This window comes from Adhaeribacter aerolatus (assembly GCF_007991635.1).
Classification (GTDB): Bacteria; Bacteroidota; Bacteroidia; order Cytophagales; family Hymenobacteraceae; genus Adhaeribacter; species Adhaeribacter aerolatus.
In genome coordinates this window covers 112,544-137,749 of record NZ_BJYS01000017.1, presented here as the reverse complement: position 1 = coordinate 137,749, position 25,206 = coordinate 112,544, and the positions used below count along the sequence as shown (strand labels likewise).

Here is a 25,206-nt window from a genome sequence, read left to right as displayed (position 1 = left end):
ATTGCAGGAATATTGCCCCATTTATATATTTTTCCGGGTTGCCTCCGGACCTTCTTTTCTAGCTTTCCTTTCTGTACATTGTTCTGCCTTTTAAAAACTTTTGCAGGCATTTAGATTCTTAATATTTTTTGACGTATATATTCAGATAAACATCTATTTAGGTTAATAGTTAAACCCGGATTTGGCAGGCAGTGAGTAAAATTATGCGCAGCTATTCGGCTATTAACCTAAGTATTTTAACCCTTACGTGCTAAATACTTTTATCCTTAATTCAATAAAGATAAAACTATGAGAAGTATCTCTATTTACCGGGCAAATGCAGTTTTGTTATTTGCGATATTATCTTTTTACGCCCTGTATCATGCCCGTACTTTTTTTATTCCTTTGTTTTTTGCCATATTATTAGCCATGCTCCTGGCGCCAGTTAGCCGTAAGCTGGAAAATTGGGGAATAAACCGCATTGGTGCTACTTTCATTTGCATGCTGCTGTTTTTACTTTTTATAGCCGCAATTTTTGGCATTATTGCCGCTCAGGCTGCCAGCCTGGCCGAAGACTTACCTCAAATTCAGAAGAAGTTTCAACAGCTTTTAGATGGGTTGCAAAGCTGGATTGAAAGTCAGTTTGGGGTGGCACCCGAACGGCAAATTACAATTCTGAAATCGCAGGTCAGCAAGTTTCTGGAGTCGCCGGGTAAATCGGTAAGTGCTACCTTAAGCGGAATAATGGGATTAGGTACCGGTTTTGTTTTGGTGCTGCTTTACTTTTTCTTTTTAATGTGGAAGCGCGAAAAATACGAAGAGTTCTTCTTGAAGCTGGTATCTGACGAAAACAGACCAATTGTTAAAAAAGAATTAAAAGATATCAACCGGGTTGCCTCACAGTATTTAATCGGGCGGTTAATATCTATGGCTTTTCTGGCTATATTTTACGCCATCGGCTTTTCCGTAGTAGGTTTAAAAAACGGCCTGTTGTTAAGTTTAATCGCCGTAATTCCTACTATCATTCCTTACATCGGATCTTTTATCGGTGGCTTTTTCCCGTTAATGATGGCGCTGGTAACTGGCTCACCCGGTATGCTTTTACCGGTAGTTATTATTTTAATTCTGGCGCAGGTAATTGATAATAACATAATAGAACCCATTGTAGAAGGTGAAAGCCTGGATATTAGCCCCATATTTACCATTGTAGCCATTGTGGTAGGGGAGTTAACCTGGGGTTTGGCAGGGGTTATTTTGTTTGTACCCATGTTTGCCGTCATCAAAATTATTTGTGACCACATTCCTGCTCTGCACCCGTACGCTTTTTTACTGGACAACGATACCGAAGAACCCGCCTGGGTTGAAAAAATAAAAGGCTTGTTCGGTAAAAAATAAATTTCGCCTGTGGCCTCACTGGTTAAAATTGCCCTAACTAAACGCTTCGGATAAATAAGCGTTTAAACTTTTTAACATAGTAACCTCAAATTCGTATTCTGTAAATTCTTTATTCTCCTAAATATTTGTGGGAGAATTTTAATAGTTGCGCGTGCGGATAAGTTAATATTTCTACCTAACAGCTATTAAATCCTGTTTAAATATTAATCTGTTTTCTGCTTTTCTCAATTATTACGCTTAACAGAATAGACTATTTCTCTATTTGTCCGTACATGGGTTCAAAATTTTAAACTTTGCCCCATCAGCATACGCTACTGACTAAATTTATTTATGAATACAATTGTTTACCCTGGCTCTCCTTACCCATTGGGTGCTACCTGGGATGTAGAAGGTGTTAATTTTGCCATTTATGCCGATAATGCAACCGGTGTTGATTTATGCTTGTTTAATTCCAGCGCTGATGAAGTAGAATCTGTTAAAATCCGGATGCGGGAGCGGTCGCACCATATCTGGCACGTATACGTGCCGGATTTATTGCCGGGGCAACTGTACGGCTACCGGGTGTATGGTCCTTTTGATCCGGAAAACGGCCATCGTTTTAACCCGAATAAATTACTCATCGATCCCTACGCTAAAGCCATCTCGGGTACCATCTTGTGGCACGATTCGCTTTTTGGTTACCAGATGGGGCACCCCGACGAGGATTTAAGCTTTAACGATTACGACAGCGCTCCATTTATACCCAAATCAGTAGTAGTAGATCCTAACTTCGACTGGGAGGGCGATAAGCCGCCGAAAATTCCTTACTATAAATCTATTATTTACGAAACCCACGTTAAAGGCTTCACCAAACTGCACCCCGATATTCCGGAAGAAATACGGGGAACCTATGCCGCTTTAGGCCATCCGGTAACCATTAATTACCTGAAAGAATTAGGCATTACGGCCATTGAGCTCATGCCCGTGCACCAGTTTGTGAACGACAGCATTCTGCAGGATAAAGGTCTGGCTAATTACTGGGGGTATAACACCATTGGTTATTTTGCGCCGGATGTCCGCTACTCCAGCCGTGGTACCCTGGGCGAACAGGTAACTGAGTTTAAAGAAATGGTAAAGGAACTGCACAGCGCCGGCATCGAAGTTATCCTGGATGTTGTGTATAACCATACCGGCGAAGGCAACCACATGGGACCTACGCTTTCTTTTAAAGGCATAGACAATGCCGCCTATTACCGGCTAATAGAAGATAACAAACGGTACTACATGGATTATACCGGTACCGGTAACACCTTAAATGCCAACCTGCCCAGCGTACTGCGCCTCATGATGGACAGCCTGCGGTATTGGATTACCGAAATGCACGTAGACGGTTTCCGGTTCGATTTAGCCTCTACGCTCGCCCGCGAGCTGCACGAAGTAGATAGGTTAAGTGCTTTCTTTGATATTATTCACCAGGACCCGATTATTTCGCAGGTAAAACTAATTGCCGAACCTTGGGATGTGGGCGAGGGTGGTTACCAGGTGGGTAAATTCCCGCCGGGTTGGGCCGAATGGAACGGTATGTACCGCGACAGCATCCGGGATTACTGGCGCGGTGCCGAAAGTATGATAGGCGAATTTGCCTTGCGCTTTACCGGTAGCCCCGATTTGTACCAGGACGATTACCGCCGCCCCACCGCCAGTATAAACTTTATTACGGCGCACGATGGCTTTACCCTCCACGATTTGGTATCGTACAACGAAAAGCACAACGAAGCCAACGGCGAAGACAACAAGGACGGCGAAAGCCACAACCGCTCCTGGAACTGCGGGGTAGAAGGCCCCACCGATGATCCAAATATTAATATTTTGCGGAATCGCCAGAAACGCAATTTCCTGACGACGCTGTTTTTATCACAAGGGGTACCCATGCTGGTAGCCGGCGACGAAATAAGCCGCACTCAGGGCGGTAACAACAATGCGTATTGCCAGGATAACGAAATATCGTGGCTCAACTGGGCCAGTGCCGACACCGCTTTGCTGAACTTTACGAAGAAGTTGATTCACCTCCGCAAAAATCACCCGGTATTCTGTCGGCGGCGGTGGTTCCAGGGCCAGCCCATCCGGGGTACGGGCGTAGAAGATATCAACTGGTTTTTACCGGATGGCACCGAAATGGATGACGAACACTGGGCGCAGGATTTTGCTAAATCGTTGGGGGTTTTCCTGAATGGCCGCGGCGTACATGTGTTAGGGGCCAAAGGCGAGATTATTATTGATGATTCGTTCTATGTAATATTTAATGCCGCGCACCACCCCATGGATTTTAATTTACCCGCGGAGAAATACGGAACCCAATGGACGAAGATATTAGATACCAACGAGGACCGGGCCGATGAACCGGGAGAAACGTATGGACCCGGCGACACGATAAAGGTAGAATCCCGATCGGTGGTGGTTTTAAGAAATCCTATTTTTGAATTAGAACAAGCATGAACCAGATAGACGTCAGCCAGCGCACACTGGGCGTAAACTTTACAGCCGCCGGCGAAGCCATCATCCGGGTGTGGGCTCCCAAAGCCCAAAAAGTAGCAGTAGCCTTACCGGATAATATTACCCTGCCCCTGGAGGCCGAAGATTTTGGTTACTGGAGTGTCCGGACCTACCAACTGGAACCCGGCGATACGTATCAGTTTGTGCTCGACGAAGAAAAACAATTACCCGATCCGGCTTCTTTGTCGCAGCCCGAAGGCGTACATGGTAAATCCCGGGCGCTACAGGTAGCCGATTTTGCCTGGACCGATGGTTCCTGGAAAAATATTCCGCTGGAAGATTATATCCTTTACGAACTGCACACCGGTACCTTTACGCCCGAAGGTACTTTTGCCGCCCTCGAAGAAAAGCTGGATTACCTGCTCGAATTGGGCGTTAATGCCATTGAAATTATGCCGGCTGCCCAGTTTCCGGGCAGCCGCAACTGGGGCTACGATGGGGTATTTCCGTATGCCGTACAGGACTCGTACGGCGGTGCCGCCGGCCTGCAGCACCTGGTGGATGTTTGTCACCAGAAAGGCATAGCGGTTATTCTGGATGTAGTTTACAACCATTTAGGGCCCGAGGGTAATTACCTGGGCGAGTACGGTTATTATTTTACAGATAAATATAATACGCCCTGGGGGCCGGCCTTAAATTTTGATGATGCCTGGTGCGATGGGGTCCGGCAATATTTCGCCGAAAACCTATTGATGTGGTTCCGCGATTTTCACATTGATGCCGTCCGGATGGATGCCGTGCACGCCATCAAAGATTTTAGCCCGATGCACATCCTGCGGGAAATGAAACAACTGGTAAACGAACTCATGCAGGAAACCGGCCGCACGCATTACATGATTGTGGAGCTGGACCTGAACGATACCCGGTTTATTAACCCGCTGGACGAACAAGGTTATGGCATGGATGCCCAATGGATAGATGAATTTCACCATGCGTTGCGGGTAACGGCTACCGGCGAAAACACCGGCTATTATTCTGATTTTACGGGTATCCGGCATTTGGCTAAAGCTTACCAGGATGCGTACGTGTACGATGGGCAATATTCGCCGCATCGGAACAAAATTTTTGGCATTAAAGCCGAAAATAATCCGGGCAAGCAGTTTGTGGTTTTCTCCCAAAACCATGACCAAGTAGGCAACCGCATGTTAGGGGAGCGCACCAGCACCCTTACCAGTTATGAAATGCAAAAGCTGTTGGCGGCAGCCGTAATCGTCAGTCCTTATTTGCCAATGCTCTGGATGGGGGAAGAATACAGCGAACCGCACCCGTTCCTGTACTTCGTTAGCCACACCGATCCCGAATTAGCCGAGGCCGTGCGCAAAGGCCGGAAAGCAGAATTTGCTGCTTTTCACGCCGAAGGCGAGGCGCCCGACCCGGTTGCAGAAGATACCTTTAACCAATCGAAACTGCAGTGGGATTTAATTAAACAGGAGCCGCACCAGACCATGTTCCGGTGGTACCAAAACTTGCTGAAACTACGGAAAGCTTTACCGGCCCTGCGCCACCTGGACCGGCAAAACCTGGAAGTAGAAATCCTGGAAGAACACAATACCCTCATTCTGTACCGCTGGCACGAGAATGAGCGGGTAATTTGTTTTATGAACTTTTCCAAGGGTACCCAAACGGTAGTGGTTCCTAACCAGGCTAAAACCTGGCAAAAAGTGCTGGATTCGGCTGATCCGGAATGGAAGGGATCTACGGCAGCTCCCGAAACCATCAAGGCCGGGGCTACCGTTTCCTTGTGCCCCGAATCGTTTTTAATGTATGTAAATGAATAAATAGATTTAAGGTAGCACCGCACCCGGTACTGCCTTACAATATAACTCCCAATGGAAAGAAGTCTTTGTGCTTTAACAGCCGAAGACTTCTTTTTTTTGCGCATTAATTCTCTACCGTTCTTACTGTTATTGCCTGCCAAAAGTACCTCATAAGAAATAATACCCTAATATTTTTAACCTTTTAAAACCTGTTGCTGAATACACGTAAAAGGCCTATTGACGTACAACCCATAGATAATGAATAATCCTAATACTACTTATAGATTTCAGTTTCATAAAGAATTTACTTTCGAAGATTTTGAGCAAGTAATCCCTTATTTGCAAAAATTAGGTGTAAGTACGGTTTATGCTTCGCCCATTTTTGAAGCCACGCCCGGCAGTACCCACGGTTACGACGGCGTAAACCCGCACCGGATTAATCCGGAAATTGGTACCGAAGATCAACTGCGGGAATATTCGCGGCTGCTCAAAGAAAATGGCATTAACTGGCTGCAGGATATTGTGCCCAACCACATGGCCTATCACCCAAATAACTCCTGGCTGATGGATGTGCTGGAAAAAGGACCACAATCGGCTTACGCCAGGTTTTTTGACATTGCCTGGAACAATCAATCGTTGCATGGCCGCATTATGGTACCGTTTTTAGGCTCGGACCTGGAAGCTGTAATTAAAAGCAAGGAGCTACAAATAGCTTACGACGAAAAGCAACAACGCCTGGTTCTAAAATATTACGACAGCGCTTACCCGGTAGGCTTCCATTCCTACGAGAATATTTTAAGTGCCGGCGAACCCTCGCAGGCCATTCAACAGGCGCTGCAAACGCTCGATAGTTTGCACGGCATCGAAGACGCAACGGCCTACAGCGCCGGGTTCTCTGATTTTCAGCAATCATTAGCGGGCCTTATGAAAAACGATGTGGTGCGGGCATCAGTAGAAAAATCCTTAGCCGAGATAAACAGCAGTCCGGAGCGCTTGCAGCAAATAGCCGATGAACAGGTTTACCGCTTGTGCTCTTGGCAAGAAACTGATTACCAGATAAATTTCCGCCGGTTCTTTACGGTTAATGGCCTTATTTGCTTAAATATTCAGGAACCGGAAGTTTTTGATACCTACCACCAATATATTAAAGCCCTGCAGGAAGAAGGAATTTTTCAGGGTATACGCATCGACCACATCGATGGCTTGTACAATCCAAGCGGCTATTTAGAGCAACTGCGCAGCTTAATGGGTGAAGAAACCTACATTGTAGTTGAAAAAATATTAGAACCCGGTGAAGATATGCCGCATAGCTGGCCCATACAAGGCGCTACCGGTTACGAGTTTCTGGCTACCTTAAACAATGTTTTCACGAACAAAAAAGCCGAAGAAGCTTTTACGCAATTTTATCACCAATTGGTGGGCAAAGACGCGGAAGTGCAGGAGCAGATTCATGAAAAGAAAGCCTATATTTTAAAAGAGCACATGGGCGGTGAGCTTAACAACTTGTATACGCTTTTTGTAGAATTAAACCTGCTCGACCAGGCAGAACTAACCTCAGTAGAACCGGATTTGCTGAAGCAAGCCATTGGTGAATTTTTAGTTCAATGCCCGGTATACCGCTACTACGGCAACCAGTTACCACTTGATAAAACCGAAACTGAAGCCGTGCAATTAATTTTCGATCGCATCCGGAAGGGTACCCCCGAATTGGCTGCAGCCGCTGATTTACTAGCCAACGCTATTCTGGTAAAACCGGCTACCGAAAACGCAGATTACCAAGAAAGGGCCTTACGTTTTTACCAGCGCTTAATGCAGTTTAGCGGACCGCTTATGGCCAAAGGGGTGGAGGATACCATGATGTACACCTACAACCGGTTTATTGCCCACAGCGAAGTAGGCGATTCGCCGGAAGCTTTTGGCTTTTCTGATTTAGCGGAATTTCACAAGGCGATGGCGCAACGCCAAAAGAACTGGCCGCTGGCGATTAATACCACTTCTACCCACGATACCAAACGCGGAGAAGACGTACGCACCCGGCTGAACGTGCTAACCGATCTGCCCGAGGAGTGGCTGGCGAAAGTACAGGAATGGCAAACTTTAACTGCCGACCTAAAGACTGAAAACCAGCCTGACGTAAACGACGAATATTTTATTTACCAAACTTTATTAGGCGCTTATCCCATGCCGGGTCAGGACGAAGATAATTGCGGCCCCCGGATAGAGGAATATTTACAAAAGGCTTTGCGCGAGGCCAAAGTAAACTCTAACTGGACCACGCCAAACGAAGGCTACGAAAAGGCGGCTAAAGATTTTGCCACCAAATTGCAGGACAAGGAAGGCCTGTTTTGGGAAAGCTTTGAACCGTTTTACCGGAAAGTAGCTGATTTTGGTATTGTAAACTCCTTGTCGCAGGTGCTCTTGAAGTTTACTTGTCCTGGGGTGCCGGATACTTACCAAGGCACCGAGTTGTGGGATTTAAGCCTGGTAGACCCCGACAACCGTCGGCCGGTGGATTACGAAAAGAGAAACAATTATTTAGAAGAACTCGACCAGTACGACCTGAACCGCTACGACCGGCTGTGGGAAGAACTTTGGCAAAACCGCTACGATGCCCGTATTAAATTGTGGCTCACCCGTAATTTGTTAACCGAGCGCCGCAACAATGCCGATTTATTCCACAAAGGCGAATATTTGCCCCTGATGGTAGAAGGCGAATACAAAGATTATATTCTGGCCTTTGCCCGGAAATATTTGCGCACCTGGTACGTAACAGTGGTGCCATTACACGTAGCGCAGATTTGTGCGGAACAGGGGGTGGACGTATTAAATATTGATTGGAAAGATACCAAGGTTGTACTGCCGGAAGAAGCGCCCGCTGACTGGACTAACATGCTGCTGCGCACCTCCGGCCAATACGCCCATGAGCTTTACGCCCGCGATTTATTTAACACTGTACCATTGGCCTTACTAAAGTTACAGGCCGTTAACGAACGGGGTGCCGGTATTTTAATGCACATTACTTCCCTGCCATCGGCTTTTGGTATTGGCGATATGGGTCCGGAAACCCGCAAGTTTACCGATTTTCTGCATCGGTCTAACCAAAAATTCTGGCAGTTGTTGCCCCTGAACCCAATTGAAAAAGGGCAGGGCTACTCGCCGTACAGTTCTATCTCCAGCCGGGCCGGTAATCCGCTGCTCATTAGTCCGGTGCTGCTGGCCCGCGAAGGTTTATTAGACGAAAAAATATTGTCGCAATACCATTTGCCCCAAACCGGTTCCGTCGATTACGAAGCGGCTAAGCGGGTAAAAGACGAGCTCCTGGATAAAGCTTTTGCCACTTTCAATACCGGCGACTTCCCGACCATGCAGCAACAATTCGTGGATTTTTGCTTAACCGAAGGCGCCTGGTTGCACGATTTTGCCCTGTACATGGTGCTGAAGGGCCAGCACGATGGTGCGGCCTGGTTCCAGTGGCCAGAAGTATTTAAAAAACGCGACCCGGAAGCCTTGGAAAAGCTGGCAGCAGAATACGCCGATACTATCCAGAAAATTAAATGGGTGCAGTTTATTTTCACGAAGCAATGGAAACGCCTGCGTACCTACTGCAACAACCGCAACATTCAGTTATTCGGCGATATGCCGTTCTATATCTCTTACGACTCGGTGGATGTGTGGGGCGACCAGGAAATTTTTGCCCTGGACGCAGAAGGAAACATGACCGGGGTAGCCGGCGTACCACCCGATGCGTTTTCCGATGATGGTCAGTTGTGGGGCATGCCGGTATTTAAGTGGGATGTCCTGAAAGAACGCGGCTACGACTGGTGGATTGGCCGCCTCCGGAAAAACATGGAGCTGTATGATTTGGTGCGTCTCGACCACTTCCGCGCCTTTGCTGATTACTGGGAAGTACCGGCCGGGGATAAAACCGCCAAAAATGGGCAATGGAGACTTGGTCCGGGTAGCGATTTCTTCAGTTTTGTAGAAAAAGAGCTGGGTAGCTTGCCATTTGTGGCCGAAGACTTGGGCGAAATTAATGACCAGGTGCTAAAGCTCCGCGACGACTATAACTTACCGGGCATGAAAATATTGCAGTTTGCCTTTGGCGAAGGTATGCCGCAGAACGATTACATTCCGCATAACTATGCCCGCAACTTTATTGCTTACACCGGCACCCACGACAACAATACGACGTTGGGCTGGTACCGGCAGGAAGGTCATAAATACCACCACCAGATTCAGCATTATGTGGGCCGTGAATTAGGCGAGCACGACATTAACTGGATTTTTGCCCGACTGGCTTATGCATCGGTAGCCAAAGTAGCTATTTTGCCGTTGCAGGATGTGCTGGGAATAGATGAGCAGGGCCGCATGAATACGCCTGGTTCTTCCGAAGGAAACTGGGGCTGGCGCCTCATACCCGGTCAGCTAAACCAGCAAGCCGAAAATACCCTGAAAGAATGGACGCATATGTATAACCGGGGATAGACTTAACCCGTTTTTAAATAAAAAAGCCACGGAAGTTGTTCCGTGGCTTTTTTATTTAGCATTTTAAAGGTTGTAAGCACCTGTTGCTGCTATAGGGTGTTTTCACTAGCGAGTAGCCTGGCAGAAACTTCAATTATGATGGTGATAGAACCACCAAAGCCGACCAATTCTGATTTTGGCCTAAATACAACCCAACTTTCTGTTACAGGGGCAGCTATAAGCTTTCGCCACCGGTGCCCAATATGCGTAAAACTTCAATTGTAAACCCGGCTTGCTGAACGGCATTTTCTATGGTTTGCGGGTTCGGATTTTCGCCCGATACGCTCAGTATATTTTCTTCGCTTCCGGTATCTATTTTCCAGTTTTGAATACTTTTTTCCTGGTCTAAAAAAGAAGCGACCTGGGCTATTTCCGCTTCGTTTTGTACGTTGGTCTTAAATTTTAATATTTTCATAGAATAGCTTTTGGTTTTGCCCCCGATTTAACCGGCTGTAAGATTAGGCTGGTTACGGGCATAATAAGTTTACGAACTGGTAAGCGGGTTGGTTCACATGGGAGAATTTTAAGTCCTCTTTATAGCCAGACTTGCGGGTGCCTAATGCCTTATTTAGAGAAAATTTGACTATTACAGGACTTTCGCAAAATTATTAGAAAAGTCCCCCTTTGGAGGGAGTAGGGGGAGGTTTAAAGAAATAAATGACCAATTTGCGAAAGTCCTGTATTAATTAAAACACCCGCTAGCCAGGCCTATCCGCCGGGTTTGCTGGCGGCGGCGTTTTTTCGAGATAATCTTTTACGTAGAGTTCATTTACGATAACAATCAGTACGGCAATAATAGGAGAGGCCAATAATACGCCGCTAATACCAACCAGCAGCCCTAATAAAACCTGCCCAAACAAAAGCAAGGCCGGCAGGGTAGAAACAAATTTTTTGTCGAGCATGGGCGTCAGAATATAACCTTCTACTGATTGAATAGCTGTATACAACAAGAATACATACAAGGCTTTGTCGGGGCCCTGCAAATAGGCCAGGAGCAAAGCTGGGATTAAAGCAATGTAGGGCCCGATGTTCGGAATAAAATTAAGTAAGGCGGCGATAATGGCCAGTACAATGGGTAGCGGAATACCCAAGGCCATCAGACCAATACCTGTGGCAACCCCCACTACCACCATCGAAATAAAGCGACTCAGCAGCCAGTTGCTCAGCGTATGATAACATTGGATTAGTACCTCGTTTAGCCGGTTCCGGTAACGGGGCGTAAATAATTTAACGAACCCTTTCCGGTAGCCGCCCGGGTCGGCGGCCAGGTAAATACCCGTAATTATGACAATGATGAAATTGGCCAGGATGCCCAGGCTGGAGGAGACAATGCCCGTTAGCTGCGATAATATATCAGACTGCCCGGAAAATAATTTACCTGGTTTGCTGGGCAGCCCTGCTAACAGTTTCTGGCCCCAACTGGTTTGTGACAGGCTGGTTTTTAACCGTTCCAGGGCCCGCGGTATTCGTTGGGAGAGTTCATCGGCTTGCTGACTTACCGTGGGCGCCAGCAGCCAGATGGTGCCGCCAATTATTAACAGGAGCAGCAGCATAACCACCAGCAGCGAGAAACTATACCGGAGTCCTGTTTTTTTGCTTAAGAAGCCAGATAAGGCGCTCAGCAAAACGCCAAAGAGAATGCCCCCGAATACCAGCAAAAAGAAATTAGCGGTATGACTGACCAGCCAGAATAAAGATATGAAGAGCAGCGCCACAAACGACGCCACCGCTGCCCGGTACGAAATATGCCTGGTATCGTTCATGCTGGCGGGGCTTTAGCAATTTGTTTTTTATACTCGCTTCGGCCCAATTGGTTATTTAGCGCAAGGTCGCTGGTTGTGAATCGGTATTTCCGGTTTCTGCTGATAAAAAAATCTTAATTTACCCAGGTTTCCCAACCATTCGGGAAATATTTAATTTATTTTTTAATTTAAACCGCTATTATTTATACGCCTGGGTAAAGCTGCCAATCCGCTTTATAGACTATAAAATTTATCCGAATTCCATTTTGAAGGATTATTCACAATGTATTCCGAGATGGTCTGGTACGCTTGTTCATTCCGGATAATATGTTCGTAATAATTGCGCTGCCAGACTACCGTTCCGGGACATATTAGATTTATGTTTTTCGTTACGGCCGATTTATAACCCCGCACCATCGCCCCAATGGTATCCGATGGCGATCGTGGGGGCGAATCGCTTTCGCCCTTATTTGCCGAATGCGATTGGGGCGAATGCGTTTGAGACGAATGCGAATTGGGTAAATGCGTTTGGGACGAATGCGATTCGTCCCTACTATGGATGATGAGGATGCCGTGCATGTGATTGGGCATAATTACATAAACATCCAACGCCACCTGCGGACGTATCTCCGGGGTTCTCGCCCATTCGTTGGCGGCAATCTTGCCGTATTCATTCAAATGCATGGTACCACCCACCACTTCTCCAAACAGATGTTCCCGGTTATGGGTGCAGAGGGTAATAAAATAGGCGCCGGCCTGACTGTAATCGTAGCCGCTTAACCGGATGGACCGGCGGTGGTGGATTTGCGGATTATAGGCCATCTGCTTTTTACGGCCATCACCGGACCCCGGTTGGGGCGAATCGCATTCGCCCATTAGAGTACGCTCTTCTAGGGCTGGGGCGTACGCAGTACACCCTTACGGGTGGGCTTGCTTTTTACAAATAGGCCGGCGGTGTATTGCTCGTATAACTGGAACAAATATTCCATGCGTTTGGCTTCGGAGGCGAAGGGTTGCGGACGGTAGCAAAGGTCTACGGCTTTATCGAGGTCCTGGTGGGCTTTTACGAGGGCGGGCGGCATGGTGAGCGGGTCGTAGAGGTCGGCGAGGGAACTGGTGGGGAAGGCGGCGCGGGCATCCAGCACTTTTTGCGCGGCAACTTCTACGGCTTTTATTCCTTTTTCACTCGGGTTCTCCGGCCACGGAAAGTTGTTGTAAACTGTAAGCACGGAATATTGATAATCTGATTTCAATCTACCGGTTGTTAGTCTCATCCAGCCCATGTGCATTTTTGAAACTAAAATTCCAAAGTGAAACAACGTAGCATTAGGTAATATTCTGAGCTTATCACTACAAACTACACCAGGCTTCATAAAACCAATAGGAATATATTGCCTTCTTTCTGATGATACTTGAGGAATTACAAGAAACTCTGATGTGGGCATATTTTCAGTATGAAATCTTGTAGGTATTGCAGCAATTTTTATTGTAGGCAAACTAGAACTATGAAGCCGAAATTTTTTGACTGCTTCTACTCTTTTGATAATTTCCGGCATTGATTTTAATTCATTCGGGCTAATATCTTTTAGGAATAGAATCCAACGTCGCTTATTATTAATAAATTCATCAGCACCCAAGAACGGTAATATATATTTAGAAGCATTAGGTTCTTTCTTCAAAAAGTCATTCTTTTCTTCTTCTGAAAAAATATAATTTCCACCATCAATTGGTTTATTTCCTGTTGCAATTTCAGGAACATTACAAATTGGTTTACTTCTATTACCTACAGTAAAATCAGAACCTTCAACTAAATATGGGCTAATATTTTTAACTTTGATTTCCTGGAAATTACTATTGGATTCTCTAATAAATAATCTTTTCTCAGAAATATCGAAATCTGCAAAACCTACAATTATAACGTGAACCGCGGCTTTACCTCTTGCTTCACTTTCCCAAGGAAAGGTGCTGTAAGCAAAATGAATTTTTATTCCTTTAGAAAATAAATAATTCCATAAGGGAGCTACCTGTTCTCCTTGGCAAATAGAATTAGTAGAAACAAATCCAACTTTAATATTGGTGCTTTGGATATAATTTGCTGCATTTATAAACCAACCAGCTACATAATCTAGTAAACCGCCATTATCTACTTTATTAATTATTGGTCTTAAATCTTTTCTTTGTGAATCATTCTGAAATTTTGCTCCCACAAACGGCGGATTACCTAAAATATAGGTCAGTTGGTCTTTGGGTACTACGCTTTCCCAATTTACTTGCAGGGCGTTGCCGTAGGTAATATTGGCGGATTTTTCAGGGGCAAACGCGCAAAATATTGCCCAAACTCCTGGCTGATGCGCATGTTCATCTGGTGGTCGATGAGCCACATGGCTACTTCGGCAATGCGGGCCGGAAATTCTTCGTACTCAATGCCGTACACCATGTCCACATCGAGCCAGATAATATCGCTTACGTTCAGCCAGCCTTGCCCGCTTTTGTTCAGCGCCCGCAATACTTCTATTTCGAGGAGGCGCAGTTCGCGGTAGGTAATAATTAAAAAGTTGCCACAGCCGCAGGCCGGGTCCAGAAATTTTAAGGTGCTTAGTTTTTTATGAAACTCCGGCAGTCTGTTTTTATTTGTTTTCAGGCTTTCGAACTCCTGCCAGAGTGCATCTAAAAACAGCGGCTTAATCAGTTTTAAAATATTCTTTTCGGAGGTGTAGTGCGCGCCCAGGTTGCGACGTTCCTGCGGGTTCATCACGCTCTGGAACAACGACCCAAATATGGCCGGCGATATTTTGCTCCAGTCCAGGGCGCAGCAATTCAGCAGCACCTCGCGCATTTTACGGTCGAAGCTGGCGGGCGGCAAATATTCCGCGAACAGCTTGCCGTTCACGTACGGAAACCCGTTCAGGTGCTCGTCGATATTTTTCAGGCGTTTTTCTGCGGGCGTATTTAGGATATGAAACAACTGCGCCAGGTGCGCCGCCAAATCGTGGCCGTCTTCGGCGGTTTTCTGCTCTATGTAATCCTGAAAATAACGCTTTTCAAAAATGCTGGTGTCTTCGGCAAACAAGCAAAACAAGATGCGCACCAAATATACTTCCAGTTCGTGGCCGTCGTAGCCAATTTCTTTTAGCTGGTCGTGGAGTTTGCCCATGCGCCCAGCCGCCTCCATATTTACCGGGTCTTCGCTTTTATAGCTTTTGGTTTGGTAGCCCAGTATAAACCCGAACAGCTTTACGTTCTGGTAAAAGTCTTTTAATAAAAATTCGTGCTGCGTGTTTTCTTCCAGGTCGTAGAGCCGGAACTTTTCAAAATCCGAAACCAGAATATATTTGGGTAAATCGTAATCTTTCAGGCCCGGGAAATAATCAATGGCTTGCTGGTAGGCTTTGCTCAGGTCTTTGCCCCGGCTTTTCATTTCTACCAGAATTACGCCTTTCCAGAGCAAATCAATAAACCCATCGCGGTCGCCGGCTTTTTTTACGCGCTGCTCAAAAGCGGCCATGCGCCGCCGGCTAATGCCAAACACGTTAAAAAAGCCGTCCAGAAACGATTTGGCTTCGGCGTCTTCGCTGGTTTCGTTTTCCCATTCTTTACTAAACCGCACGGCGCGGTCTTTTACTTCGTTCCAGCTTAAAGCTGCCATATCAGGTAATTAGGAGGTGGTGTACGCTACATAGCCGCCGCCGTGGGCCGGTAACAGTTGTCGGCGGGGAATGCTTGCGGGGCTTAAAATAGGAAAATTAAGATAAATAAAATAAAGGCCGGCCGGAATAGATTCTATAATTAATCAGCTACAACCAGGTTGCCGGTCTTGGTTTCTTATAATCAGGTTAATATACTTATTTGGCTTGTTAATGGCAGCCGGCAGTAATTACTCCCGCCAGGCTGCTGGCGATAGTATGCAGGAAAGTAAATTCCGGGATGGTAGCGGCATAAAAATACCGCCTGAAATGGCAGCGCTTCTTAAGTTTATAAATATTATGCGCAGTCAGGCTGGTAACGGAAATAGCTGGCAGGTTAGCTGTTTTGGTATGCCTGCGCCGCATGCTGCGGGAAACATCCAAACAAAAATTATTCCGGTAAAAGCGTCAGCTTGTGCACTTAAATTATACTTTTGTGCTTCTTTAAAAAAACCGGGCTTACCCTATGAAAGTCAGAATCCTTGCCAATACCCTCCGCTTCCGGTTAAGACAACCAGAGGTTCAGCAGTTTCAGCAGCAGGGTAAAGTAACCGAAACAACAGCGTTTGGGCCTGACCCTGCCCAGCAGCTACACTTTTGTCTGGAGGTTACCTCCGGTCCGGAACTAACCGTTTGTTACCAATCCAATACCGCTACCATTGGCGTGCCGCGGCATTTGGCGGAGGAGTGGACCGGTACGGCGCTGGTGGGCTTGGAAGGGAAAGTAGATACCGGAAAAGGACAGGTAATAGAAGTGCTGGTAGAAAAGGATTTTGTTTGCCTGGACAGACCGGAAGAAGAAAATAGCGGGGCTTACCCCAACCCAAAGGGTGTTTGTTGAAGGTTACCGTTATATGCTTATTTGGCCGGAAATTAATGGTTTTCTTCTGGAAGTGCTTAACCCTTCCGCCCTCCGGGCACCTTCCCTGAACCAGGGAAGGAGTTCGGCCGAACCGGAAAGTTTTTGATTCGTCCGGAGGAAATGAAAAAGCATCTATAATACCGCAATGGAAAGGTTTAATCACAAAGACTGACCTTTTTGTTTAGGGAATAATACTCCTGTCAGTTATTATTTTTATCGTTTAATCTATTTAATTTTTTATTCAGGCTGATGGCAGCGCTTATCAGGCCCAGGTGGGTAAAAGCCTGCGGAAAATTACCGAGGTGTTCGCCTCTTACGCCTAACTGCTCGGCAAATAAACCCAGGTGGTTCGCAAAGCCCAGCATTTTATCGAAGTACAGCGTGGCTTTGTCGATCTGTCCCGAGCGGGCCAGGCATTCTACATACCAAAAGGTACACATCGAAAAAGTACCTTCGCCCCCGGTCAGTCCTTCTACTTCCTCGTTGGGTCGGTACCGGTAAACCAAAGAGTCCGAAACCAGCTCTTGTTCGATGCGGCGGAGCGTGGAAAGCCATTGGGGATCGGTGGGGCTGATAAAGCGAATCAGGGGCATCAGCAGGGTAGCGGCATCTACGGTTTTGGCGCCTTTGTACTGCACAAATGATTGCAGTTCCTCGTCCCAGAATTCGGTATGAATGGTTTGGAAAATGGTGTCCCGTTCTTTTTGCCAGCGGGGCGGTAACGGGAATGAGTGGAGTTGGGCAATGCGCATGGCCCGGTCGATGGCTACCCAGCACATGAGCCGGGAGTAAAGAAATTGCCGTTTGCCGCCGCGTACCTCCCAGATACCTTCGTCTTCCAGGTGCCAGTTATTGCAAACCCAGTCTACCTGCCGAGATAAATTCTGCCAGAAGCGGTAGGAGATAGGCTCTACGTGTTTGTCGTAGAGGTACACCGAGTCCAGCAGTTCGCCGTATATATCGAGCTGTATCTGGTTGTAAGCGCCGTTGCCAATGCGTACGGGTTTAGAATGTTTATAACCTTCCAGGTGTTCCAGTTCGGTTTCAGCCAGGTCTTTGCGGCCGTCCAGGGTATACATCAGGCCTAAATAGCCGGCATCGTCTATGTCATCGCATTGTTTTTCAACCCATTGCATAAAAGCGGCCGCCTCTTTTTTAAAGCCCAGGTTAATGAGGGCGTAAACAGAAAAGGAAGCATCCCGGATCCAGGTGTAACGGTAGTCCCAGTTGCGAATCCCGCCTATCTCTTCGGGTAATCCAAAAGTAGGCGCTGCAACCATAGAACCATGGCGGTGGGAAATCATCAGTTTTAAAACCAAAGCCGAACGGTATACCATTTCCAGCCAGCGGCCCCGGTACGTACAATTGGTCATCCATTTTCGCCAGAAGTTTATGTTGTCCACCAGACTTTTTTCGACGAAAGCTGCTAAGTTGCCCATGTCCGGATGATCCTTATCTACCTGCTCCAGCAAAAAATAAGCTATATCACCGGCTTTCAACGTAAATTCGGTATACACGTCATTTTGCCGGTATTGCAAGGGTATGCTACTCTGCAGCCGCAGTACCAGCTTATCATCGCCCAGGCTGCTGAACAGCACGGTGTTTTCGCTTATCTGAACAAGGGTGTGGGGAGAGCGGGCATAATTGAAACGCGGACAACAGGCTATTTTAAACCTGATTTCGCCTTTAATGCAGGACACCCGGCGAATAATTTCTTTGCCGCCATAAGTTTCTTCCTCGGGCATAAAGTCCGTTATTTCGGATATGCCTTCTTCCGATAAGAAGCGGGTAAGCAACACATTGGTTTCGGGCAGGTAAAGCTGCTTGTGTTTTATGTCTTCCAGTAGCGGATGAATATTAAAATAGCCGCCCTGGTCTTTATCCAATATAGCCGCAAAGACTGTTGGCGAATCAAAATCCGGGAAGCACATGAAGTCGATAGAACCCCGCTTACTTACCAAGGCCACCGAGTTTAAGTCGCCAATAATGCCATAATCTTCGATGGGTTGATAATCCTGCTTCTCCATATATTTCAGTTAGTAGCCCAGCCTTCTTTTCTGCTGTTATAAAATGATCATACCCTAAGCTAAACTGTAAGGTTAGAAAAGTTTCGGTAAGCAATTCGTGGTGTGGTATTTTTCACCGAATAAATAAAGCCATTTATTTCTTTTAAAATAGATAATATCCTTTAATCGGAATAAAGAAAGCAGGTAATGGGGGAAACGACTTCCTTTAAGAGATGGGAAGCTTTAAAATACTGGCCAAAAAACCTTATACTGTTTTGGGTTAAATATAGTCTTTTAAAAACCGAACGGGATTAAAAATCCCGTTCGGTTGATCCAACCAACATTCTAAAAATCACTGTAGAAGCTTAAACGCTTAACTCACCTTCGGACTGTGGTTGGTAAATTACTTCTTCTATTTTGTAAATCCGGGTACCATCCGGCACCAACCATTCTACTTCGTCGCCTACCTGGCAGCCTAATACCGCGGTGCCAACCGGAGCCAGAATAGATACTTTCTGCTCGCGCAAATCAGCGTCTTTGGGATAAACAATGGTAATTTCCATTTCAGTGGTGCTTTTCATTTCCTTAATCCGCACCTTCGAATTCATGGTGATAACGTTCGGCGGTATCTCCTCGGAAGGTACTACCTGGGCGCGTTCCAGTTCCTTGCCCAGCGCGGCGGCTACCTGCGGCCTGGTGGAGGTACGTTGTGCTTTTACCAGGTGGTGCAATCGTTGGTAATCGGTGTCGGTTAAATAAATCGGTTTCATGTTATTTAAGATTAATTTGATTATATATTTAATTTGATAATTGTTTTTAAGTATAAACCAGGAGAATATTCTCGAATGGGGCGGGCTTCGAACCTCCGCAGCATACAGCAACAGCCGCATTTCTCCCAGGCGGGTAATTATCCGGATCTGCCTGATTTTTGGTGAGCAGTTCTACTACGTCCGGGTCAGCGATAGAGCGCTGTACCTGGTCCAGGATTGCCGCCGGCAATAATCTTTTCGGTTAATGAGCTTAGTTTCACCTTAATTCAGATTTAACTTGTAGCTAGGCGCGTTATTCTTTTCAGTGCCAGGAGAAGTAAAATATATATCGCGGAAACTCCTGGTTTTATCCTGGTCCATTCGTCTGAAAATTTTATCCGGTTTAATATCCGCCAGGGTGGCAAAGCCGCAGGCTTCCATTAGCTCTATGGTGGCCAGAATGGTATTGCGGTGGAAATTAGCCACCCTTACTTTCTTATCCTGCACATCCAGGCCCTTAAACAAGCTGGGTTCCTGGGTAGCAATTCCAACCGGACACCGGCCGGAGTCGCATTGCAGGGCCTGCAGACAACCCAGCGCGAACATCATGCCGCGGGCGCTGTAACACGCATCGGCTCCCAGGGCAATGGCCTTGATAATATCTAACCCGGTAATTATTTTGCCGGCCGCCAGAATCTTAACTTCCCGCCGCAGCTTGTACTGCCGGAGTTTCCGGTGTACAAAAGGTAAGGCATCGTAAAGCGGCATTCCTACGCTATCGGCAAATTCAAGCGGCGCAGCGCCGGTTCCGCCCTCTGCGCCATCTATGGTAATAAAGTCGGGGTATAGCTGCAGGCGCTGCATTTCCTGGCAGAGCTTTTCAAACTCCTGCCGGTCGCCGATACAAACTTTAATACCAATCGGTTTACCGCCCGCTAAAGTCCTTAACTCCTCCAGAAATCGCAGCATGGAGACCTGGTCCTGGAAGGCAGCATGACCAGCGGGTGAAACGACCGTTGTATATGGCAGTACGCGACGGATAGCGGCTATTTCGGGCGTATTTTTGGCCGCCGGCAAAATGCCTCCTAAGCCGGGCTTAGCGCCTTGCGAAAGTTTTATTTCGATCATCTTAATGTTGGGGTGCGTAGCCTGCTGCTGAAAGAGCATAGGGCTGAACTCACCGTAAGCATCACGGCAACCAAAATAGCCGGTACCCATCTGCCAGATTAAATCGCCGCCTTCGGTTAAATGGTAGGGGCTTACGCCACCTTCGCCGGTATTATGGGCAAAGCCGCCCAGCCTGGCACCGCCATTTAAAGCTTCGATAGCGGTTTTACTTAGTGCCCCGTAACTCATGGCCGCAATATTATAAATGCTGCAGTAATAGGGTTGCTGACACCGGCTACTGCCAATCCATACCCGCAGGTCGTTTTCTTTTACCTGCGCCGGGAACATGGCATGCGCCACCCACTCGTAACCAGTTTGCCGGCTGTCTTGCTGCATACCAAAAGGCACGGTTTGGCGAACGTTTTTAGCCCGCTGATAAACAATGGAGCGTTGCCGGCGGCTGAAGGGTTTGCCATCTAAATCGGATTCGAAAAAATACTGACGTATTTCCGGCCGGATACTCTCCAGAAAATACCGCATATACCCCAGGATCGGAAAGTTCCGCAGCACTGTGTGTTGGCGCTGCCAGATGTTTTGCAGATAAACCAGGTGCAGGGGTACAATTAGCAATAGCGCCCAAAGTACCGGCGGCAGGTAAAAGGCCGCCACGGCTACCAAGGCATACGCCAATACAAAGGCTAAAGCAAATATTTGCCTAACGCTAATATTATTCGTCATCGGAAAGATTAATTATTACAGAAAAACTTTAAAACGGATGTAGGAAGCTGCTGAACCTGGTAAGGGAACAGAACCGATAGGTTATCAGAAACAGCTATAGCCGGAAGCACCCGGCCTCCGGCTTATTTGTTAAAGTCTTTAGGTGCTGTAAAAAAGGGAAGGCAATAACCGTTCAGCACATCACCCAGGGATACGTGATGTGAAGCTGCAACCAGACCATTTAAGGACTGGGCGAAGAAACTGTTTTGACGGTAGGGCAGCACGGTATTTTTTATACGAATATTTCAAAGTTAAGCAAAATTTTCCTTATAAGCAAACCTTTAAAACAGCGGATGGTAATTCTCTGTATCTGGATTAGCTTTTAAAACTGGCATAATTAAGTACCAATAGTACCGGCTACCAGTTTAATGGAAAGAAAGTATTTTTAGGGCTTTATTGAAGTTTAAAGTTTATTAGCGGTTAACTTTTAATAAATCGGAGTGAGTAGTTAAAGCTGGGCAGGTGGTAAGAACATAAAGCATAATTCTAACTGTCTACAGTAAGGATTAAAATTTAGGTTGGTACAAATGTGATGCGATTACCAAGGAGAATAATTTCAAAGATGAAAAAATACTAAATACCTAATGGCGGACTAAAGATACGCGGCTACCTCCGGTGGCTTACCCAACCAAAACGAGATGAACCAATATTTTAAAGGGCTGAATATTAGTTTGCTTTTAAATCCAAAGAACCATTGATTCCAGGTAATAGATATATAACCTTTACCATCGTTTTTTCCGGTGAAGAATACCGGCTGCGTACCTATTGCCACGAATATTCTGATCTGAGAAAATTAATAATGAAGAAATTTCGGGTAAGGGGGGTTGGCCAATGTGGCGGGTTAGGAAGATGCGCTACTTGCCTCGTAAATATTTCCCGACCGGATGATGTACTGTTAGGTTCTCCTCAAACAAGAAAGGAAATGGCCTGCCAGCTATTTATTGATGACGAGCTATAGAACGTTTCTATAAAAATTTAAAACTTCTAAGGCTACAGTATACTGGCGCTGCTGGCAATACCTAATCTGCTTTTGTAGCGATGAAGCCTTAAGTGCGGCTCTAAAGAATTAAATGAATATTTTGGCCGGCGAAATGTCTTTAAATTAAGCTGCTATTAATACCATAGGACTTTAGCAAAATGGTTTTTTAACATTGTAAATCCTCCCCCTTGCCCCCTCCCAAGGGGAACTTTGGATAATTTTGCGAAAATCCAGTACCAAATTACTTAAAGATGATTTCATAAAAGGTCAAGAAAATCAGAATGAGGGAGTTGGGCGGAATCAATTTAATCTTTTCTATGGAATAGGCTTCATACTATTTGGTGTTATTTGTTTAAACTGCGGAACTGCTCGGGCGTGCAGCCCGTGCGTTTTTTAAAGAAGCGGAAAAAGTAGGTATTATCGAAATAACCTAGTTCTGCGGCAATTTGGGAACTGGTTAATTCCGAATGCACCAATAACCTTTGGGCTTCCAGTATCAATCGTTCCTGAATCAGCTCAGTAGTCGTCTTTCCTAAAGAGCTTTTACATACCTCTTTTAAATGCTTGGCAGTTACGTTTAATTTTCCGGCATAATAAGTTACCGGCACATGCTCTTTGTAGTGCCTCTCTATCAGGGCTTCCAGGTTCTGTAACAGCGAAAATTCTCCGCCGGGTACTGTTAATTCTGTTTCCTGGGTTCGATAGATTCTGGTTAGGTAAATTAAAAGAATATCCAGGTAGCAACTGAGCATTTCCTGGCGCAATATTGCCCAGTGGTTGAGGTGTTCTCTCTGCAAAGCCTGGAATATGGGCAGCAGTGCCGCTTGCTCCTCTGGCGAAATAGAGAGGATAGGCTTATGCAGTAAAGCATTAAAAAAAGGGAATTCAGATAGTTTCCGGTGGGGGAACTCCTTTAAATAAAATTCCGGCGTAAAGAAAATTACGAAGCCATCGGTATCGTCGGAAAGCTCCCAACTGTGCACCTGGCCCGGCATCATAAAGAATACCAGGCTTGGTTTAACCGCATAGGTTTTAAAGTCGATGGTATGTGAACCGGTTCCTTGCGTGATAAAAAAGATTATATAAAAGTTATGCTTATGAGGCTCCCGGATAAACAGGTGCTCCTGCAGGTGGGCGGCAAAGGAACTTAAATAAAAATAGTGCTCTTTTTGGACATGCGCCTGAAAGTCCTGAATCTGGTAAATGGGCAAATGTTCTTTGGGCATTTCCTTGTTTATAGCGGCTAAAGTTAATAAAGAAGTTGAAGATTCGTTAGAACGATTAAATTGCCCGCAACCGAAGACCAAATATTCCTGGTCCAGCAAGTTGCCAGGGCTTTAGCTTAGAACTTTTTCCCAGCCTTTAAAATCGGAATAATGCCATTTTTGGCATCTGCTTAAATTTAATAATCCTATACTGACATTAACAATATCCGACGATAATCAAACCAATCTGATATCATTTAATACCAACTCGCATAAACTAGCTGCCCTTGCTTAAAACCTCACCGGTCTTGAAAACCTGTGAGGTTTGCGTAACCGGTATAACCATAGTTCTGTTAGGGAAGAGCGTGCAAGAGCTTTGATATTAGCTGCTAATCTTAAAAGTCCAATCAAACGGACTTTTTGTCCCGTAAAAATGGTAAGGCAGAATCGTATCTTTGTAAAGTAATTTAAAGCACTTTTCAGATATCATGGATCAGCCGAATTCTTTATTGTCTAGCCTTTTAACCGCAAAATGTCCCCGCTGCCGGGAAGGAAATATGTTTCCGGCCGGTAGCTTATATACCACCAGGTTTGCCAATATGAACCCGAATTGCCCTTGCTGCGGCCAGGATTTAGAGCAGGAGCCGGGCTATTATTACGGGGCTATGTACGTCAGTTTTGCCTTTAATGTAGCTATATTTCTGGTGGCTTTCTTTATCTTAAGCCAACTGGTAAAAGAAGTTACCATGCCTATGATGATAGGAGTAGTAGCTACCGTAGTAATCGGGTTTTTGCCCATTATTTTCCGTTGGTCCCGCGCTATCTGGATTAATATATTTATTCATTACGAAGGGCCCTGCAACCAAATTTCTAAAACCACCTAAAATTAGTTTTTACGCCTACCCATTCGCATCTATTAACTTGCGGTAATTAAAACCTTACAGGGCTACAAAACCTGTGAGGTTTTTCAAGAGCTACTATTAGTGTTGCAATGGAAGCGTGTTTAAACGTTTTATTGTAAATTTATGATGAAAGTGGAAGCAGTACTTATGACGACCGGTAACGCTATTTACAATATTGCCAGGGAACACAATAGTTACTATATGGTATTGGTTTCTACCAGCTACTTTTTAAATGCTTAATCATTCTTTTTGCCCGGTATCATGGTTAAAAGAAAGATAGATTCCTCGTCGGCAAATATGTGGTGCGGGATGCCGGCCGTCAGGGCCAGTACCTGACCTGCCGCTAACTCCACAGTCTGCTTCTCGGTACTTACTTTTAACTTGCCCTCCAGCACTTGTAAACTGACGATAGTAACTGCTCGATGGGTTTTCATTTGTGCCTGCGATGCGAGCGCGACCAGTACCAGTCGTATATTATCTCGCTTGCACAGCGTCATGGCATTGCGGTCTTTAAATTTCCAGGTTTGCCTTTGCTTTATTTGGTCTTTTAAGGCGGGCAGGTTAATTACGGTCAGGTGCTTTTCTAACCCATAACTTTCACCGGAATTGCTGGTATCTGTCTCTTCCGCAGCCGGAATAGCCTTTTTCGGACGCTTTAAAGGAATATTTGCGTTTAAGGCCCTAACCATTTCATCCGTAGTATTTTCGCTGTATACCCCATACACATTTATAAGGGTGCCTTTTACCTGACGTTTATTAGACGAGATCGCGTATACCAACACTTCATCTTCCGGGTCCAGAATGCCATCGAAGCGGAAATAACTTTCTACCAGAAATTCATCCGGGTAAATCTCTAAAGAACTGTCGCGACAAACCAGGCAATTATCATTTAAGCTGAACTCTACTGTATATCCTTCCTGTTTAAATTTATTCAACGCATCCGAAATAGTTGTCATGGGTTCTATAGAATATTGGCTATATTAAAGTTAAAGACTATAACTTATATA

The 25,206-nt window shown here is 45.9% G+C and carries 16 protein-coding genes and 1 pseudogene; 6 read left to right on the top strand and 11 right to left on the bottom strand.

All coding sequences use genetic code 11. The features are described from left to right. The first annotated feature begins 288 nt into the window (after positions 1-288). The 4 genes from AAE02nite_RS12495 (at position 289) to treY (ending at position 10,148) form a co-directional block, all read left to right on the top strand. Positions 289-1,374: an AI-2E family transporter gene (locus tag AAE02nite_RS12495; RefSeq protein ID WP_146898069.1), complete on the top strand. Its 1,086-nt coding sequence runs from the start codon at positions 289-291 to the stop codon at positions 1,372-1,374. 330 nt (positions 1,375-1,704) lie between these two features. Next, positions 1,705-3,849 carry a glycogen debranching protein GlgX gene (glgX, locus tag AAE02nite_RS12490; RefSeq protein WP_146898068.1) on the top strand — a complete coding sequence of 715 codons (2,145 nt, stop codon included), beginning with the start codon at positions 1,705-1,707 and terminating at the stop codon, positions 3,847-3,849. Then, positions 3,846-5,684, top strand: coding sequence for a malto-oligosyltrehalose trehalohydrolase (treZ, locus tag AAE02nite_RS12485; protein WP_146898067.1), 1,839 nt, complete (start codon positions 3,846-3,848; stop codon positions 5,682-5,684). The genes glgX and treZ overlap by 4 nt, the downstream gene beginning before the upstream one ends. Positions 5,685-5,921: 237 nt before the next feature. After that, positions 5,922-10,148 carry a malto-oligosyltrehalose synthase gene (treY, locus tag AAE02nite_RS12480; protein ID WP_146898066.1) on the top strand — a complete coding sequence of 1,409 codons (4,227 nt, stop codon included), beginning with the start codon at positions 5,922-5,924 and terminating at the stop codon, positions 10,146-10,148. A gap of 214 nt (positions 10,149-10,362) precedes the next feature. Here the strand turns inward: treY and AAE02nite_RS12475 are convergent, their stop codons facing one another. The 5 genes and pseudogenes from AAE02nite_RS12475 to AAE02nite_RS12455 form a co-directional block, all read right to left on the bottom strand. Beyond that, positions 10,363-10,602, bottom strand: coding sequence for a copper chaperone (locus AAE02nite_RS12475; protein WP_146898065.1), 240 nt, complete (start codon positions 10,600-10,602; stop codon positions 10,363-10,365). Positions 10,603-10,885: 283 nt separating this feature from the next. Then, the gene (locus AAE02nite_RS12470; RefSeq protein WP_146898064.1) at positions 10,886-11,950 is read right to left on the bottom strand and encodes an AI-2E family transporter; all 1,065 of its coding nucleotides are present in this window, start codon (positions 11,948-11,950) and stop codon (positions 10,886-10,888) included. 213 nt (positions 11,951-12,163) lie between these two features. Next, on the bottom strand, positions 12,164-12,805 hold the full coding sequence (locus AAE02nite_RS12465; protein WP_246151012.1) for a transposase: 642 nt from the start codon (positions 12,803-12,805) through the stop codon (positions 12,164-12,166). A gap of 17 nt (positions 12,806-12,822) precedes the next feature. Further along, positions 12,823-15,561: pseudogene (locus tag AAE02nite_RS26955) on the bottom strand (type IIL restriction-modification enzyme MmeI); the annotation flags it as partial. Positions 15,562-15,783: 222 nt separating this feature from the next. Next, positions 15,784-15,978 (bottom strand): hypothetical protein, encoded by a 195-nt coding sequence (locus AAE02nite_RS12455; RefSeq protein ID WP_146898063.1) that lies wholly within the window; start codon positions 15,976-15,978, stop codon positions 15,784-15,786. Between the two features lie 100 nt (positions 15,979-16,078). Here AAE02nite_RS12455 and AAE02nite_RS12450 point away from each other — a divergent pair, with 100 nt between their 5' ends. Next, a complete protein-coding gene (locus tag AAE02nite_RS12450; RefSeq protein ID WP_146898062.1) occupies positions 16,079-16,453 on the top strand; it encodes a DUF7009 family protein in 375 nt (124 codons plus the stop codon). 221 nt (positions 16,454-16,674) lie between these two features. Here the strand turns inward: AAE02nite_RS12450 and AAE02nite_RS12445 are convergent, their stop codons facing one another. The 5 genes from AAE02nite_RS12445 to AAE02nite_RS12425 form a co-directional block, all read right to left on the bottom strand. Beyond that, positions 16,675-18,501 carry a glycoside hydrolase family 15 protein gene (locus tag AAE02nite_RS12445; RefSeq protein ID WP_146898061.1) on the bottom strand — a complete coding sequence of 609 codons (1,827 nt, stop codon included), beginning with the start codon at positions 18,499-18,501 and terminating at the stop codon, positions 16,675-16,677. A gap of 344 nt (positions 18,502-18,845) precedes the next feature. Next, positions 18,846-19,250: a nucleoside diphosphate kinase regulator gene (rnk, locus tag AAE02nite_RS12440; protein WP_146898060.1), complete on the bottom strand. Its 405-nt coding sequence runs from the start codon at positions 19,248-19,250 to the stop codon at positions 18,846-18,848. Between the two features lie 46 nt (positions 19,251-19,296). After that, positions 19,297-19,479: a hypothetical protein gene (locus AAE02nite_RS12435; protein ID WP_146898059.1), complete on the bottom strand. Its 183-nt coding sequence runs from the start codon at positions 19,477-19,479 to the stop codon at positions 19,297-19,299. Positions 19,480-19,511: 32 nt separating this feature from the next. Continuing rightward, positions 19,512-21,074: an FMN-binding glutamate synthase family protein gene (locus AAE02nite_RS12430; RefSeq protein ID WP_146898058.1), complete on the bottom strand. Its 1,563-nt coding sequence runs from the start codon at positions 21,072-21,074 to the stop codon at positions 19,512-19,514. Between the two features lie 1,362 nt (positions 21,075-22,436). Continuing rightward, positions 22,437-23,417 (bottom strand): helix-turn-helix domain-containing protein, encoded by a 981-nt coding sequence (locus AAE02nite_RS12425; RefSeq protein WP_246151007.1) that lies wholly within the window; start codon positions 23,415-23,417, stop codon positions 22,437-22,439. 479 nt (positions 23,418-23,896) lie between these two features. On the opposite strand from AAE02nite_RS12425, the gene AAE02nite_RS12420 reads away from it, so the two are divergent. Then, positions 23,897-24,181: a DUF983 domain-containing protein gene (locus AAE02nite_RS12420; RefSeq protein WP_246151005.1), complete on the top strand. Its 285-nt coding sequence runs from the start codon at positions 23,897-23,899 to the stop codon at positions 24,179-24,181. Positions 24,182-24,435: 254 nt separating this feature from the next. On the opposite strand, the gene AAE02nite_RS26485 is transcribed toward AAE02nite_RS12420, so the two are convergent. Then, on the bottom strand, positions 24,436-25,155 hold the full coding sequence (locus tag AAE02nite_RS26485; protein ID WP_174761950.1) for a cupin domain-containing protein: 720 nt from the start codon (positions 25,153-25,155) through the stop codon (positions 24,436-24,438). Positions 25,156-25,206 lie beyond the last annotated feature (51 nt).